14 protein-coding genes are annotated in these 16,052 nt (G+C 71.8%); 7 read left to right on the plus strand and 7 right to left on the minus strand.

Annotated features, from left to right (window positions below; all coding sequences use genetic code 11):
* Positions 1-31 precede the first annotated feature (31 nt).
* From ACZ63J_RS00705 to ACZ63J_RS00720, 4 genes are all read right to left on the minus strand, one after another.
* Positions 32-1,708, minus strand: a complete 1,677-nt coding sequence (locus tag ACZ63J_RS00705) for a peptide ABC transporter substrate-binding protein (RefSeq protein WP_465340090.1) — start codon at positions 1,706-1,708, stop codon at positions 32-34.
* A gap of 32 nt (positions 1,709-1,740) precedes the next feature.
* The gene (locus ACZ63J_RS00710; RefSeq protein WP_465313417.1) at positions 1,741-2,958 is read right to left on the minus strand and encodes an acyl-CoA dehydrogenase family protein; all 1,218 of its coding nucleotides are present in this window, start codon (positions 2,956-2,958) and stop codon (positions 1,741-1,743) included.
* 217 nt (positions 2,959-3,175) lie between these two features.
* Positions 3,176-4,006, minus strand: coding sequence for an isocitrate lyase/PEP mutase family protein (locus ACZ63J_RS00715; protein WP_465400575.1), 831 nt, complete (start codon positions 4,004-4,006; stop codon positions 3,176-3,178).
* A 35-nt stretch (positions 4,007-4,041) separates the two neighbouring features.
* Positions 4,042-5,427, minus strand: a complete 1,386-nt coding sequence (locus ACZ63J_RS00720) for an AlkA N-terminal domain-containing protein (protein ID WP_465400574.1) — start codon at positions 5,425-5,427, stop codon at positions 4,042-4,044.
* A 198-nt stretch (positions 5,428-5,625) separates the two neighbouring features.
* On the opposite strand from ACZ63J_RS00720, the gene ACZ63J_RS00725 reads away from it, so the two are divergent.
* The 6 genes from ACZ63J_RS00725 to ACZ63J_RS00750 all read left to right on the plus strand — a co-directional run bounded on the left by ACZ63J_RS00725 (position 5,626) and on the right by ACZ63J_RS00750 (position 11,186).
* Complete coding sequence (locus ACZ63J_RS00725) at positions 5,626-5,922, plus strand: putative quinol monooxygenase (protein ID WP_465400573.1); 297 nt, start codon at positions 5,626-5,628, stop codon at positions 5,920-5,922.
* A 251-nt stretch (positions 5,923-6,173) separates the two neighbouring features.
* Positions 6,174-7,409, plus strand: a complete 1,236-nt coding sequence (locus ACZ63J_RS00730) for an MFS transporter (protein WP_465400572.1) — start codon at positions 6,174-6,176, stop codon at positions 7,407-7,409.
* A gap of 276 nt (positions 7,410-7,685) precedes the next feature.
* A complete protein-coding gene (locus ACZ63J_RS00735; protein ID WP_465340094.1) occupies positions 7,686-9,017 on the plus strand; it encodes a helix-turn-helix domain-containing protein in 1,332 nt (443 codons plus the stop codon).
* Between the two features lie 209 nt (positions 9,018-9,226).
* Positions 9,227-9,829, plus strand: coding sequence for a hypothetical protein (locus ACZ63J_RS00740; RefSeq protein ID WP_465313411.1), 603 nt, complete (start codon positions 9,227-9,229; stop codon positions 9,827-9,829).
* A gap of 198 nt (positions 9,830-10,027) precedes the next feature.
* Entirely contained in the window at positions 10,028-10,183 is a 156-nt protein-coding gene (locus ACZ63J_RS00745) for a hypothetical protein (protein ID WP_465313410.1), read from the plus strand.
* 148 nt (positions 10,184-10,331) lie between these two features.
* Positions 10,332-11,186 (plus strand): dimethylarginine dimethylaminohydrolase family protein, encoded by an 855-nt coding sequence (locus ACZ63J_RS00750; RefSeq protein ID WP_465334605.1) that lies wholly within the window; start codon positions 10,332-10,334, stop codon positions 11,184-11,186.
* Positions 11,187-11,240: 54 nt separating this feature from the next.
* On the opposite strand, the gene ACZ63J_RS00755 is transcribed toward ACZ63J_RS00750, so the two are convergent.
* Positions 11,241-11,669: a cupin domain-containing protein gene (locus tag ACZ63J_RS00755; protein ID WP_465313408.1), complete on the minus strand. Its 429-nt coding sequence runs from the start codon at positions 11,667-11,669 to the stop codon at positions 11,241-11,243.
* A 75-nt stretch (positions 11,670-11,744) separates the two neighbouring features.
* On the opposite strand from ACZ63J_RS00755, the gene ACZ63J_RS00760 reads away from it, so the two are divergent.
* Positions 11,745-12,935 carry a cysteine desulfurase family protein gene (locus ACZ63J_RS00760; RefSeq protein ID WP_465400571.1) on the plus strand — a complete coding sequence of 397 codons (1,191 nt, stop codon included), beginning with the start codon at positions 11,745-11,747 and terminating at the stop codon, positions 12,933-12,935.
* Here the strand turns inward: ACZ63J_RS00760 and ACZ63J_RS00765 are convergent.
* Together ACZ63J_RS00765 and ACZ63J_RS00770 are read right to left on the minus strand one after the other, a co-directional pair.
* Positions 12,920-14,290, minus strand: coding sequence for a PLP-dependent cysteine synthase family protein (locus tag ACZ63J_RS00765; protein WP_465400570.1), 1,371 nt, complete (start codon positions 14,288-14,290; stop codon positions 12,920-12,922). The genes ACZ63J_RS00760 and ACZ63J_RS00765 overlap by 16 nt on opposite strands.
* A 74-nt stretch (positions 14,291-14,364) precedes the next feature.
* The gene (locus tag ACZ63J_RS00770) at positions 14,365-16,029 is read right to left on the minus strand and encodes a glycoside hydrolase family 99 protein (protein ID WP_465400569.1); all 1,665 of its coding nucleotides are present in this window, start codon (positions 16,027-16,029) and stop codon (positions 14,365-14,367) included.
* Positions 16,030-16,052 lie beyond the last annotated feature (23 nt).

The raw sequence follows: 16,052 nt of genomic DNA on the forward strand, positions 1-16,052 counted from the left end.
CGCGCCGGGGTTCCAGCGCGCCGCACAGGTGTTACTTGCTGACGGTGACGCTGAACAGGTCGAGCTCGCGGAACTGGGTCGGCTGGACGTTGTGCAGGCGGGACGCCCAGGCCGCGGTGCCGGACTGCCACCAGATCGGGATGGTCGGCATGTCCTGCAGCACCAGCTTTTCCGCCTGCTGGTACAGGGCCTGGCCCTGCTTCTGCGACGGGGCGGCGTCGGCCTGCTTGAGCAGGTCGTCGACCTTCGGGTTGGAGTACTGGCCGACGTTGGAAGCCGCGCCGGTGCGGAACAGCGGGTTGAGGAAGTTCTCGATCGACGGGTAGTCCGCGACCCACGCCGAGCGGTAGATGCCGGTGACGCTGCGGTCGTTGAGCTTCTTGCGGAAGTCGCCGAGCGTGGTCTGCGGGGTGAACTTGCAGGTGCGGCCCAGCGAAGCCTGGATCTGCTTGCAGATGACCTCCATCCACTCCTGGTTGCCGGAGTCGATGTTGGACGTCAGCTCGATGTCACCCTGGAAGCCCGAGGCGTCGAACAGCTGCTTGGCCTTCTGCGGCTCGTAGGTGCACAGCTCGCCGCACTGGTTGTCCAGGTGGCCCTGCACGTTCGGGGCGACCAGGCCGTCGGCCGGCGTGCGGCCGCCGTTGAACACCTGCTGGATCAGGGCCTTCCGGTCGATCGCCATGGAGATCGCCTGGCGGAACTGCGGGCTGTCGTAGCGCTTGTCGAACAGCGGGAACGCGATCGCCTGGTAACCGAGGTAGGTGTAGGTCTTGCGCCGGTCCTCGGGCAGGTCCTTCTTGATCTTGCCGCCCTGGGTCGACGTCCACGGCGTGAACGACAGGAAGTCGAGCTTGTTCGCGATGACGTCGGCGTAGGCCTTGTCCAGGTCGGTGTAGAAGCGGAAGTCGATGCCGCCGATGTTCGGCTTCTGCGAGCCCGAGAAGCCGTCGAACCGCTTGACGACGAGGTCCTTGCCCGGGGTGTAGGAGTCGAACTTGAACGGGCCGTTGCCGACCGGGTGCGCCTCGAAGGCCTTGCGGTCGGCGAAGAAGCTCGCCGGCATCGGGAAGAACGCGGCGTAGCCGAGCTGGACGCCGAACTCCGAGAACGGCGCGTCGAGCGTCACGGAGAAGGTGCTGTCGTCGACCAGCTTCAGGCCGGACAGCTCCTTGGCCGCGGGCAGGTTCGCCGGCTGCTTGCCGTCGGCGGTCGCGTTGTTGACGTCCGCGAAGCCCACGACGTGCGAGAAATAGCTCGCCCCGGCCATCAGGTTGGGGGAGTAGGCGGTGTAGTTCCACGCGTCGACGAAGCTCTTCGCAGTCACCGGCGTCCCGTCGTGGAACTTCCAGCCCGGCTTGAGCTTGATGGTCCAGACCTTCGAGTCGGTCGTGGTGATCGAGTCCGCGACGGCGTTGCGCGGCTCGGCGGTCTTGGCGTCGTACTCGATCAGGCCGCGGAAGAGCGTGCCCAGCACGCTGATCCCGCCGACCTCGGTGGTGTTGCCGGGCACGAGCGGGTTCGCCGGCTCGGTCTCGCTGTAGCTGATGACGGCGTCGCGGTCGATGTTCGCGTCGGTGGCGGCGGCCGGGGCCGCGGCCCCGACGTCCTTGGGCGGTGCGGTGGTGTCGCCGGTCGGGGTGCTGCACGCGCTGAGCGTCACGGCCAGCGCGGCGGCCGCGCACAGGGCGGCCCGGAACTTTCGCATCGGTCTCTTCCTTCGGTGGGGGCGGATGTGCTTCAGCGCTGCGCCGAGGTGATGCCGAGCGCCAGCGGGAACGCGGGGCGGCCACCGAGCAGGTGGGCGCCGGCGGTCTGCAGGATGCGGTCCTGCGCCACGATGTGCTGGCACATCGTCGTGGTGTCGCGCAGCCAGCGGTCCAGCGGCGAAGGCCGGTAGATCGCCGACGTCTGCAACAGGTCGTACAGGCGGGTCACGATGGAGCGCGCGGTGCGGAACGCGTGCCGCCGCGACAGCGGCAGGGCGGCCCGTTCCGCCGGCGTCAGGTCGTCGAGGGAGCCGCCGGCGGACAGGACTTCGTGCTGGCGCCGCAAAGCCCCGTAGACGCCGTGGCGCGTGGCGGCGAAGTCGGCTTCGCAGTCGGCCAGGGTGATCTGCGTGCGGTAGTCGTCGGCCCGGCCGGCGGTGACGGCGGCGTCCCGGGCGTGGTCGAGCGCCGCCCGGGCGACCCCGAGCGCGACCCCCGGCATGTTCCGCATGTGCACCTCGGGCTGGGCCAGCGGACCCGTGCCGCCCCGCACTTCGGCGAACGTGAGCGCGCGTTCGGCCGGCACGAAGACGTCGGTGATCGTGTAGTCGCAGCTGCCGCTGCCGGCCAGGCCGGTGGTGTGCCAGGTGTCGACCACCTCGACGTCGGATTTCGGGACCATCAACAGGATCGAGTCGTGCGCCGAACCGTCGGCGCCGGGCTCGGGCCGGCCGTCGCGGTAGAGGAACGCGCCGGAGATCACCCAGTCCGCGTGCGTCACACCGCTGCCGAACTGCCAGCGGCCGGTGAGCCGGTAGCCGCCGGGCACGATCTCCGCGCGGCCGTTGGGAAAGAGCAGCCCGGCGGTCACCATGTCGAGGTCGGGGAACATCTCGTCGGCGACGGCCCGGTCCAGGAACGAGGCGTACAACCCGGTGTCCGACCCGATCATCGCGCACCAGCCGGCGCCGGTGTCACCGTAGGCGAGGGCTTCGACCACTTCGGTCTGCTCGATCGACGTGAGCTCGGGACCACCGCGGTCCCGCGAGAACCCCATCCGGAACACCCCGGTGGCGCGCAGCAGCTCCACGACGTCGGCGGGCAGCCGGCGGGCCTGTTCGATCTCGTCGGCCCGCTCGCGCAGCACCGGGGCGAGCGCCTTGGCCCTGGCCAGGATCTCGGCGGCGGTCGAAGGCGCGGCCAGGTCGTCGCCACCGGGGCGGGCGGGCAGCGGCTCAACGACGGTCATCACATCACTTCCTCACGGGGGTCGAGTTGCTGGTCGCGGACTCGGTCCGTACCGCGTGGAAGTCATTCAAGCCACCGGGTGGATTGGCAGAAACCCTTGTCCACCCTGGAAAATCAATAGCGCATGAATCAGGTTGACAGCGGGACCCGCACACAAAAAAGAGCCGCGACGGGACCGGGAGGTCTCGTCGCGGCTCTTGCGACCCGCTGGGGGAAGGTCAGCGGGTGACGGCGCTGTTGACCGCGCCGAAGTCCAGGCCGCCCTCGAGCGCGCCGTAGGTGCCCTTCTCGAGCAGCTCCGCCGCCGCGCGCTCGGCGACCGCGTACGCGGCCTGGGCGATCGCCGTGCCGACGCTGATGCGCCGGACGCCCACCGCCTCCAGCTCGGCCACCGTGGGCGCGCCGGGCCACACCATCACGTTGACCGGCAGCGGGCTCTGCTCGACCAGCGTGCGCAGGACCTCGAGGTCGATCAGCCCGGGGACGAACAGGCTGTCGGCGCCCGCCCCCGCGTACGCGCCGGCGCGGGAGAGCACCTCGTCGAGCCGGCCTTCGGGCTCGCCGATCCCGAAGAGGTAGACGTCGGTGCGGATGTTGATCCACAGCTCGGGCAGCCCGGCCTCGGTCGCCGCGGTGCGGGCGGCGCGGACCCGCTCGACCTGGGCGCCGACGTCGAACAGCGGGCCGCCCGGGGCGGTCGAGTCCTCCAGGTTGACCCCGACCGCGCCCGCCTCGACGACCGCGCGGACGGTCGCGGCGACGTCTTCGGCGGACGGCCCGTAGCCGCCCTCGATGTCCGCCGTCACCGGGACGTCGACCACCCGCACGATCCGGGCGACCAGCTCGGCCATCTCCTCGCGGGTGAGGCCGTGGCCGTCGGGGCGGCCCGCCGACCACGCCAACCCGCCGCTCGTGGTGGCGATCGCCGGGGCGCCCGCCCGCGCGACGATCGCCGCGCTGGCCGCGTCCCAGGCGTTCGGCAGCACCAGGGTGCGGTGGTCGTGCAGGGAGCGCAGGGTCTCGGCGAGGCCGCGCTGGGTGCTGTGCATGGATCTCTCCTCAGTGTTCTTCGTCGGTGCCGAAGTCAGGCGACCGGGACGGGCACGCCCGCCGCGATCAGGTGGGACGCGGCGAACGCGCGCCACGGCTGCCAGCGGGCGGCCAGCTCGACGCTGTCGTCGAGGATGCCGTTGTCCAGCAGCGCGGTGCAGAGCGTCCGGTCGGCGCCGGGGAACGCGTCGGGGTAACCGCGCCGCAGCGCGATCTGGTGGGCCGTGCTCTCGCCGAGCCCCGGCACGCCGGTGAGCGCGGTGACGAAGTCCGCGAGCGGCGGCCCGGCGTCGAGCAGGGTCTCGTCCGCGGCCACGGCTTCGGCGAACGCGCGCAGCGTCCGGGCGGTCGTCGCCGGCAGCCCGGCGGCGGCCAGGTCCGCGGCGGCGAGCACCCCCGCGGACGGGAAGAGGTGGGTCAGGCCGTCGTCGAGCCCGGACACCGGCTTGCCCGCCACGGTCACCAGCGCGGCCAGCTGCCGCCGGACCCGCGGCCGGGCGCTGTACTGGCTCAGCACCGCTTCGACGGCGACCTCGAACATGCCCCACGCGCCCGGCACCCGCAGCCCGGGCCGCGCTTCGACCAGCGGCGCGATCACCGCGTCCCCGGTGAAGGCCGCCTTCGCGGGCCGGGTGTCGGTGTCGACGCCGAACATCGCCCCGACCCGGTCGACGACGTGGATCAGGCCCTCCCAGAACGGCAGGTGCGCCCGCAGCAGCAGGTGGTCGTCACCGCCCCGCTCGACCTCGATGACGCCGGCCTCGCCGTCGAGGCTGATCGTGCGCCGGTAGACCCCGTCGCGCACCGACTCGACGCCGGGCACTGCGTGCTCGTCGAGGTAACAGGCGAGGGTGTCCCAGTCGAGCGGCGGGGAGAACGGGAGGCGCATGGCCAGGCCGCCGTCGGCCGCGAGCCGGTCGGCCCGGCGGCGCCGGTTGCGCAGCTCGACCGGGGAGGCACGGAAGACGAGCTTCATGTCGCGGTTGAACTGGCGCAGGCTGCCGAACCCGGACGCGAAGGCGACGTCGGCGACCGTGAGGTCCGAGTCGTCGAGCAGACGCCGCGCGAAGTGGGCCCGGCGGGAGCGGGCGAGCTGGTCGGGCGTCACGCCGAGGTGGTCGTTGAACAACCGGCGCAGGTGCCGGGGCGACACGGCGAGCCGCTCGCCCAGCCCGGCTTCGGTGCCGGTGTCGAGGGCGCCGGCGATGATCATCTGCACCGCGCGGCAGACGAGCTCCGGCGCGTCGGCGCCGACCGGGCCGGCCACCCGGTAGGGCCGGCAGCGCAGGCAGGCGCGGAACCCCGCCGCTTCGGCCTCGGCCGCCAGCTCGAACGTCCGCACGTTCTCGGCCAGCGGCTTCGCGCCGCACCCCGGCCGGCAGTAGATGCCGGTCGTGACGACGGCCGAAAAAGTTGTCATGCCCCAGATCTAGGGGATCCGGGGCCGCGGCGCTAGCCACATCCGGACATGACAGCAAGCAACTCGATGACCGGCTTTCCGGTGACCAACTCCCGGCGGCATCGTGTCCGGATCTGGCGAGACCGTTCCGGCGGATCTCGGCCAGAGTTCCCTCGAGCCGCGACGCGCTCCGGCGTCGCACTACAGAGAGGTTTCCCCATGCTGGCGAAGGTGTTCCCCATCCCCCTCAAGCCGGGCAAGCAGGCCGAGGCCGAGAAGCTCGTGGAGGAGTTCGCGCCGCTGGGGCCCGGTCAGGAAGAGGGCACCGTCTCCTTCCGCGTGTACCGCGACCCCGCCAAGACCGACTACCTGCTGTTCGTCGAGCACTTCGTGGACCAGGCCGCCTACGACGCCCACACCGGCTCTTCGGCCTACCAGAAGCTGATCGCCGGCCAGTTCGCCGACCTGATCGTCGAGTTCGTCGAGATCGACCACGAGCTCGTCGTCGCCCTCTGACCCGGGCCTCCCGCGCGACCCACGGCCGGATGCAGCAACCGCTGCGTCCGGCCGGTCGCATGCACGGCGGATTCCGCGGTATTACCTACACGTTTCGGGTGAACTCGCAACTCGGAGCGGGCTGAGTTTGATTTTCCGGTACAGACAAGTCTCCCGGTCAACTCCCGCGGCGGCTGGAATGGGCACGTCCGCACTCCGGTGAAGCCGAATCGGTGCGGCACAACCCATCCGCTAGCCCTGGAGGCACGGCCGTGACCGAGACCATCAACAAACCCGCCGGTGTGCTGGCGGTCCTCCGCCGCACCCCCACGCCGGTCCGCTACCTCCTCGCCGGGGTGCTGGTCAACCAGCTCGGCGCGTTCGTGCAGACCTTCATGGTGCTGTACCTGACCGTCCGCGGCTTCTCCGCGGGCCAGGCCGGGGTGGTCATCGCCGCCTACAGCGTCGGCTCGATCCTCGGCGGGCTCGTCGGCGGCGAGCTGGTCCACCGCGTCGGCCCCCGCGCCACCATCACGACGGCCATGGTCGGGTCGGCCGTCGTCCTCGCGCTGGTGCCGCTGTTCAGCCGCCCGGCGCTGTTAGGCCTGCTGATCGCCGGCCTGCTGCTGGCCGGCCTCGCGACCCAGAGCTATCGCCCCGCCGCGGCCATCCTGCTCAGTGAGATGATGCCCGCCGACGACCGCGTGATGGCATTCTCCATGATGCGGATCGCGCTCAACCTGGGGGCGGCGCTCAGTCCGCTGGTCGCCGCGGCGCTCATCCTCGTCGACTGGAACCTGCTGCTGTGGTTCGACGCGGCCACCGCCGTCGTCTACGGGCTGATGGCGGTCCGGTTGCTGCCCTCGGTCAAGATCGAGCGGGAGGTCGTGGAGCCGGGTGAACGCCGGTCGAGCGGAACGCGCCGCGCGTACGCCACCTTGTTGCGGGACGGGCGGTTCGGGTTCTTCCTGGCCTCGGTCCTGCTCGGGTCGATCATCTACGTCCAGTACACCGTCGCCCTGCCGTTGAAGATCAGCGCCGAGGGGCACTCGACCGGGCTGTACAGCGCGGTGCTCGTCACCGCGTCGGTGGTGCTGATCCTGTGCGAGCTGAAGATCACCGCCTACGTCACGCGCTGGCCGGGCTACGTCGCCGCGACCGCGGGCACCGCGCTGATGGGCCTCGGGGTCGCCGGCTTCGGGATCAGCGGCGGCTCGGCCGTGGCGCTGGTGGCGTGCACGATCGTCTTCGTCTTCGGGATCATGGTCAACGGCCCGACGATGTTCGCTTACCCGTCGTCCTTTCCCGCCGCGGTGAAAGCGCGGTACATCAGTGCCCACCAGGCCACTTTTGGATTGGGAATGGCGCTGGGTCCGCTGTTCGGGGTCACCGCGTGGGTTGCGCTGGGTAACGGCGTGTGGTGGTTGTGCGGAGCGCTCGGGATCGTCGCCGCCCTCTGCGCGTTCCTCGGCATGACAGCGTCGCGTACGCGGGTTGTCACGGCCTGAGCAAGGCCCGGTTCCCTGATGGAGTAACCGGGTCATCGGCCGTTCGGGCTCACCCGGCGGCCGGTGACCCGGATGGTCTCCGTTCACCGCAACCATTCGGACGTAAATTCGGCCGCCCCAAGAGGCAATTGTTGCGCTTTAAAGAAGCATGAAACTGGCAACGTCTTAACTCTGCGTGCAAGTCGTTCACACGAAAAGCCTAACGTGACCCCCGAACGGCGGTAGAGACCGGACATCGATTCGGAGACGCTAAGTGAGTTAGGGGAAGGAAACGTCATGGGCAGACCCGAAAAGCCGGTCAACGCAGCAGGTGGTGTCGCAAGCCAATTCGCACAGGAACTGAGGGCCTTGCGCGCACAAGCGGGAAATCCGACATATCGTGAAATGGCACGATCCGCGATGTTCTCATCGTCTGTTCTCTCGAGCGCGGCGAGCGGCAACCGCATGCCGTCGCTGCAGGTCGCGCTGGCGTTCGTCGCGGCGTGCGGCGGAGACGAGCAGACCTGGCGGCAACACTGGTACGCCGCGACGGGAAGCTATCCGGAGCCCTCCTCGAGAGGGCGGAAGGAAAGACAGCCGTGGCTGCGCTGGCGCGGGGGCGACCTGCCCCACCCGGCGCAGCTGCCCCAGCGGCCGCGGGGGTTCACCGGCCGGGCGGCGGAGCTGGCCTGGCTGAGGACTCCGGGGGACACCCCCGTGGTCATCAGCGGGCCGGCCGGGGTGGGGAAGAGCGACCTGGCCCTGCACTACGCCCACGCGGCCGCCGCCGAACGGGCCGACGGGCAGCTCTACGCCGACCTGGGCGGCCCCCGGCACGGGGGAGCGGCGCCGCCGGCGCCGGCACTGGCCGACGTCCTCGACGGACTGCTCCGGGCACTGGGGGTACCCGACGAACAGCTGGGAGGGAGCTTCGACCACCGCGCCGGTCTGTATCGCACACTGCTGGCGGAACGGCGGTTGCTCGTCCTCCTCGACAACGTCAAGGACGAGTGCCAGGTGCGGCCGCTGCTCGCGGAGACCGCGACCAGCACGACCCTGCTGGTCAGCCGCAACCGGCTCCTGGGCCTGAGGGACGTCCGGCGCCTGCAGCTCGCCCCGCTCTCCCGCGGTGACTCGATCGCCATGATCACCGCCGCGGTGCCGCACTTCGCCCTCGCCGGCGGCGCGGAGCGCGACCGGCTCGCCGAGTTCTGCGGCGACCTGCCGCTGGCGCTGGACATCGCGCTGCGCAAGATGGCCTCCCGCCCGCACCTGACCCTGCGGGGCGTGGTCGAGCAGTGGTGCGACCACGGGCAGGCGCTGGACTGGCTGAGCATCGGCGACCTGTCGGTGCTCGAGACGCTGCGGTCGGCGTACCGCACGCTGAGCCCGGCCGCCCGCGTGATGCTGTGCCGGCTCGCCCGGTCGCCGGCGGGGGACCGGATCGCCGTCGCGACCGAACGCGACGAGCAGCTGGTGGAGGAGATAGCCGACGCCGGCCTGCTCGCCCACTGGCACCACGGGGCCGACGAACGGCTGCTCTCACCACTGGTGCGGGCGTTCGTGCTGGGACCGGCCGAAACCGTGGACCACGAGCTCACCGTCGCCGGCTCCGCGCCGGCGGCCTGACCACAAGGGGGCGGGGGCGGCCGGGCAAAGGTGCCTGCCGCCCATCCTTCCGTTCCCCCTTTTGCCGCCGCAAGAATCGCGTTAATTGTCCTCCGTGGCCAAGGGTCGCCACCAAGGCCCGCGATGACCTGTAATACCGGAAGAAAGAACGGCGCCGCGCGATCCGTTCGCCGAACCCCCCTGCGGTTCTCTTCCGGAAGGACATGGCCATGCTCGAGGACCGGATTCCGGTACGTGTCACCGAACCCGAACGGCTCGTCGCGGCCGGCCCGCCGGTACGCGGAAGCCTGGCCTGGCAACGGATCCGGAACTGCTCGACCTATCTGGTGGCGGCCGCCGCGACCGCGTTGCTCGCCGTGGCGATCTGGCTCTCGGCCCACGTGGACCCCGGTCCCCGCTGGCACGAAATCGCGTTGTTCGCCCATCTCGCGTCCCTCGTCCTCGGGCTCGGCGCGGTTCTGGTGGCGGACTACTTCTTCGCTCTCTGGCTGTTCCGCCGCGTGACGTTCGCCGAGGCGGTGCGCAGCACTTCGCAGCTGCACCTGCTCGTGTGGTCCGGGCTGACCGGGCTCGTCGCGAGCGGTGTCCTGCTCCAGCCGGACCTGCGTTCCCCGGCCACTTTGCTGAAGCTCGGGCTGGTGCTCGGGCTCACCGTCAACGGCGTGCACACGGCCGTGCTGGGCCGTCGGATGGCCGGCGTCACCGGCACCCCGGGAACCCGGCTGCTCGTCCGCGGCGCCGTCACCACGGCGGTTTCGCAGATCTGCTGGTGGGGTGCCGTGGTCATCGGTTTCCTGAACGCGACCCGCTGAATTCGCCCGCCCTTCGTTTCCGTGTTCCGGAAACGCCACACCTCCACAGGATCGAACACGTGTTGTCAGCCATTGTTTCCGCCGCGCCCGCCGAGCTGTCCGGATCTGGCCAGACGAGCGGGGCCCGCGAACGCCACTCTGAGAACACCCGGCCCCCCGAGCGGAATGCGGCCGGGAAGTCCACGAAAGGAAGGAACCATGATCACCAAGGTCTCGCGCGTCCTGGGTCAGGCCCGGCGGGCCGCCGGCGCGCTCAACCGGTCGAGCAGCATCGGCCAGCGGCTCGACGAAGCCCGCTCCACCACGGACTACCTGCTGACCATCGAACTGTTCCGGCTCCGCGGCCTGGGCTGACCGGCGTCGCGTTCGCCGGGGCCGCCCGGTCGGCTCCGGACGCCCAGTGCCGTGCGCCCGGACTCGGTGCGGCGGTGGAGCCCGGGACCGGCCGGGCCCCGCCGGCGGGGCCCGCCCTCCGTCCCGCCCGCCCGACGAAAGAGCCACGATGACCAGCACCGTTCCCGCCGTCACCGCACCGGCCGCCGCCACCCGGGAAAAACAGTCCCACCGCAGGCTGCTGATGTGTTCGGCGCAGCACTTCCGCATCGACTACGAGATCAACCCCTACATGCACGCCGACGTCCAGCCGGACCCGGCGGCCGCGGCGGCCGAGCACGACGGCATCGTCGCCGCGCACCTCGCCGCGGGCCGCACGGTCGAGTTCGTCGAGGCCGACCCGGCCTGCCCCGACATGACGTACACGGCGAACGCGGCCGCCGTGCGCGGTGACCGGGCCGTGCTCGCCACCCTCCCGCCGGAACGCGCCGCGGAGACCCCGCACCACCGCGTCTGGTTGGAGGCCAACGGGTTCGACGTCGCCGACACGCCGTACGCGTTCAGCGGCCAGGGTGACGCCCTGGCGTGCGGGGACCTGCTCCTGGCCGCGCACGGCCAGCGCACCGACGTCCGGGCCCACCGCGTCCTGGCCCGGCACCTCGGGTACGAGGTCGTCGCGCTGCGCACCACGAGCGCCCGGTGGTACGACCTCGACCTGGCGGTCGCGGTGATCCACCCGGGCCGCACCCTGGCCTACAACCCCGAAGCCCTGGACCGGCCCAGCCTGCGGACGCTGCGTGGGCTCGGCCTGGAGCTGATCGAGGTCCGCCCGGCGGAAGCGGCGCGGTTCGCGCTCAACCTCATCAGCGACGGCCGCACGGTCACGATGACCACGGGCGCGCCGCACCTGGCGGCGGACCTGCGCGCGCTGGGCCTGACGGTGGTGGAGCTCGACACGACCGAGCTGCGCAAGGGCGGCGGTGGCATCCGCTGCACGGCGTTGACGCTCGACAACCCGGCCTGACCGGCCCGGCCCGCGGACTGGCTCGTCCCTCCCGGCGCGTCCACAGTGGACGAGTCAGTCCCCGGGCACCTCGACCGGCGACCAGAGGCTCGGCAGGTTGACCACGATGCCCTCCTGGCTGCTGCGCGCGATGATCACGACGGCTTCCTCGTCCGTCGGGTTCTCCTCGCGGTGCGGCACGTACGGCGGCACGAAGATGTAGTCGCCGGGGCCGGTCTCGATGCGGACCTCTTCGTCACCGTCGGCGAAGACGAACACCGGGTGCCCGGACTTGACGTAGATCGCGGTCTCGGCCTCGCCGTGGTGGTGGTCGCCCGAGTTGGTCACCGGCGCGACGTGCGTCTCGCCCATCCAGACCTTCGACGACCCGACGGTCTTGCCGGAGATCGCCTCGAGCCGGGTCATCCCGGTCGTCTGGTTCGTCTCGCCGGTCAGGTCCGCCCCGCGGACGTGGCGCAGCGGCTGGTGCCAGAGGTCGCTCATCGGGGAATCGTAAGCGCTGCGGCCCGAAACCGCGTCCGGCGTAGCCTGGCGGCCTGACCGCCGGGAGGAGTTCGTGTGGACGAGAGTGCGACCGCCCTGCTCGCCGGGTTCCCGCCGGGCCTGGCCGCCGGGCCGGTCTACCTCGACTACAACGCCACGACGCCGGTCGACCCCCGGGTCGGCCAGGCGGCTTCGCCGTACTGGGCGGGCTTCTTCGGCAATCCCTCCAGCGACCACCCGTTCGCCGTCGAGCCGCGGCGCGCGCTGGCCGCCGCCCGGGCGCAGGTCGCCGCGCTGATCGGGGCGCGGCCGGGGGAGATCGTGTTCACCGCGTCCGGGTCGGAGGCGAACCTGCTGGCGCTGCGGGGCGCGGTGCTCGCCGCCGGTGACCCCCGCGCGCACCTGGTCGTCCAGGCGACCGAACACCCGGCCGTGCTGGAGACCGCCCGCGCGCTCGAACGGCTGCACGGCGTCCGGGTCACCGTGCTTCCCGTCGACCACGACGGGCTGGTCGCCCCCGAGGCGCTGGAAGCGGCGCTGCGGGACGGCGAGCCCGCGGTCGTGTCGATCATGGCCGCCAACAACGAGACCGGCGTGCTCCAGCCGATCCCCGAGCTGGCCGCGCTCGCCCACCGGCACGGCGCGGTTGTGCACTGCGACGCCGCCCAGGCGTGCGGGAAGATCCCCGTCGACGTCGGCCGGTGGGCGGTCGACCTGCTCACCGTCGTCGGGCACAAGATGTACGCGCCGCGCGGGGCGGCCGCCCTGTACGTGCGGGAAGGCGTGGCGCTCGAGCCGGTCGTCTACGGCGGCGGGCAGGAGCGCGGGCTGCGGGCGGGCACCGAGAACGTCGCGCTGGCCGTGGCGCTCGGGACCGCCGCCCGGCTGGCCGCCGACGACCTCGCGGCCGGCGGCGCCCGGCGCATCGCGGGCCTGCGGGACGACCTGCACCGGCGGCTGGCCGCGGCCCTGCCGGGCCGGGTCCACCTCAACGGCTCCGCCGAGCGGAGGCTGCCGAACACGCTCAACGTCAGCATCGACGGGACCCGGGGCCACCGCGTGCTCGAGAACGCACCGGCGCTGGCCGCCTCCACCGGCTCGGCGTGCCACAGCGGCGTCCACCGCCCGTCGCCGGTGCTCACCGCGATGGGCCTCGACGCCGACCGGGCGCTGAGCGCGGTCCGGCTGTCCCTCGGCCGCTGGAGCACCTTGTCCGATGTGGACACGGCCGTCGAAGCGCTGAGCGCGGGTCAGGAACCGGGCTGAGCCTGTCCCTTGTGGACGATCCCGGCCACCCGTCCGTCCACGAGGACCCAGGCGTGCTCGTGCCGCTCCGCCGTGTGCTGCTCGCCGACGCCCACCGCGGGCAGCGGGCCCGTGACGTACCCGGAGATCGGCTCGTCCGGCTTCGCCACGCCGTCGGCCACCAGCTGCCGTAGCGCCGGGACGTCGAGCGCGCCGGTCACCTCGGCGTACGACGGCGGTCCCGAGGCCCCGGGGCGAGCCGGGCCGACGGGCCAGAACGAGGCCTCGGGGTGGTGGTCGGCCAGGGCGAGCGCCTCACCGACCGACGCCGTCCCGGCCAGGCCGGGCACGGCGGCCGGCACGGGCTCCTCGCCCACCTCGACGCCGGTCGGGAAGCCGAGGTGCCCGAGCCATTCGTCGTCGAAGTACTTGGACAGGTACGACCGGCCGGAGTCGGGCACCACCACGACGACCAGGTCGTCCGGCCCGAGGTCACGCGCGACACGCAGCGCGGCGGCGACCGCGGTGCCCGCCGACGCCCCGAGCAGCAGCCCTTCTTCGCGCGCGAGGCGTCGGGTGACGAGCACGGACTCGCGGTCGCTGACGGCTTCGACCCGGTCGAGGACACCGGGGTCGTAGGAGCGGGGCCAGACGTCCTCGGCGGTGTCGGGGTGCCGGTAGTGGCCGATGGCCTCGACCACGTACGGGCTACCGTCCCCGCCGGAGTACACCGAATGGTCGGGGTCGGCGCCGATCACCCGCACCCGGCCGTCGCTGACCCGCTTGAGGTGCGCGCCGGCGCCGGTGATCGTGCCGCCGGTGCCGATCCCGGCGACGAAGTGGGTGAGCCGCCCGCGGGTCTGCCGCCAGATCTCCGGCCCGGTGGTCGTCTCGTGGGCGGCGGGGTTGGCCGGGTTGTCGTACTGGTCGGCGAGCCAGCCGTCGTTCTCCTCGGCGAGGCGCCGGGCCGTCCGCCGGACGTGGGCCGGGTCTTCGAGCGCCACGGCGCCCTCGGTGACGACGACCTCGGCGCCGTAGGCCCGCAGGATGGCCGTCTTCTCCCGGCTGGTCTTGTCCGGCACGACGACGGTCAGCCGGTACCCGCGCTGCGCGGCCACGATCGCGAGCCCGATCCCGGTGTTGCCCGACGTGCCCTCGACGATGAGCCCGCCGGGCCGCAGCGCGCCGGACCGTTCGGCGTCGAGCACCATGGAGAGCGCGGCCCGGTCCTTGACGCTCCCGCCCGGGTTGAGGAACTCGGCTTTGACGTAGATCCGCGGCCCGTCCACCGGCGCGACTCGCGCGAGCCGGATCAACGGCGTCTCGCCGATCGCGTCGAGCACGGAGTCGAAGGCTTCGACGTCGTCGGATGCCATGCGGGGGTCCCCTCGTCGGCCGGGTGGCGGGCACCTCCAGTGTGGCCCGCGACCCGCCCGAGCCGCAGGTCATCTCAGCGGTAGACCTCGAACCGGGCGATCTGACCCGCCGGCCACCCGGTGTTGCCGGTGCAGGTCAGCCGCAGAAAACGCGCACTGCCAGCCGGAACACTGAGAGTGACGCTGTTCCCGCGAGCCGGGTCGAACACGTACCCCGCCGACGGAACCAGCGTCGTGAACGAGCCGCCGTCGGTGGAGCCGGAGAGGGTCAGCGTCTGCGTCCGAGCACCCCACGCGCTCGACGGCGGCACCGCCACCACCACTCGCGTCACCGAAGCCGCCGCGCCGAGGTCGACCTGGAGCCACTGCGGGAACGCGTTGTTCGCGCTTTCCCAGTAGCTGTCCGGGTTTCCGTCGACGGCGTTGCCCGATCCGTAGTTCTGGGTGTGGCTGCTCTCGGCCGTCGCGTGGCCGCGGGCCAGGTCGGTCGAGCCGCCCGTGGTCAGCGTCGGTGACGTCGGGCGGGTCGCCGTCAGCGGGAGCTGGCCCTTGAGCATGCGGCCGCCGTCCGCGGTCAGCCGCAGGTAGTAGTCCGACGAGCACGCCGTTCCGTCCTCGTCGAGGGCGAGCAGCCCGGCTCCGACGGGGGACATGGACGCGTTTTCGGCGGTCTTCGCGATCTGGTTGCCCTCGCCGTATTCGTCGAACATCGAGATGTAGATGCCCTGCACCCCGGCGCGCACCATGTTGTAGAACTGGCGCCACATGAAGTCACCGTGGGCGCGTTGCCGCCCGGAGACGTCGCCTGGCAGCACGCACGGCTGGTAGTCGATGCCGTGGGCGGTGCAGTCGGCCTGGTCCGGCACGGTGAGGTTCTGGTACATCCAGTCGGCGCCCGCGACGTCGCTCACCGCGCCCACCATCCACGGCGAGATCATGTTGAAGGAGCGGTAGACGTCGCCGAAGCCGGGCCGCGAACCGCCGTCGCTGGTCCGCCATTCGCGGGGCACGCCGCCGATGACGTAACACCCCTGGCCCTTGAACCAGTTCACGACGTCGAGGCAGGTGCCCGCGTCCCACGGGTGGTTGCCGTCGTTGTACCCGAACCCCCAGATGCAGACGACCGGCTTGCCGTTCTGGCGCGCGTAGGCCGGCGACGCCGTGTGCGCGGCCATCTTCGCCGTCCAGTCCGCCTTCATCTCCGGCTGCATGTTCGCCCAGCCGGTCGCGTCGTACATGATGTAGAACTTCCGCCCGTGCGCCTCGGCGGCGCTGCGGACCTTGGCGGCCATCGCGTCGCGGGTCGGGCCTTCGCTGCTGTTGGGGTTGAAGCGCTGCAGCGCGGCGGTGTCGCAGCCGTTCTGCTGCATCCACAGGAAGTGCGTGTCCACGGTCTGCTGGTCGTAGGAGGAGAACAGCGTCGCCGGCTGGCCGTTGCCGAGGTTGGCGTACGCGGTCTGGTACGTGCGGGTGTACTCGCGCATGTCCGGCCAGGCCTTGATGACGTTGTTGGACGGCGACGGCGTCCGCCCCCAGTCCTGGCCCCAGTGCCACCAGCCGTTGATCGGCGCGCCGTCGCCGGCGCAGGCGAACCAGCCCTGGTACCCGACGGTGATCTTGCCGACGACGTCGCCCGGCGGGCTCGCCGCGGCGGCGGTGCGGGCCCCGGCGAGGGAAAGCGCTCCCCAGGCCGAAGCGGCGGCGGCTGAACCGAGCAACGTCCTGCGCGAGATCGCCATGCCGGAACTGTAGGCTCTGAGAC

Source organism: Amycolatopsis sp. NPDC104863, from assembly GCF_055582965.1.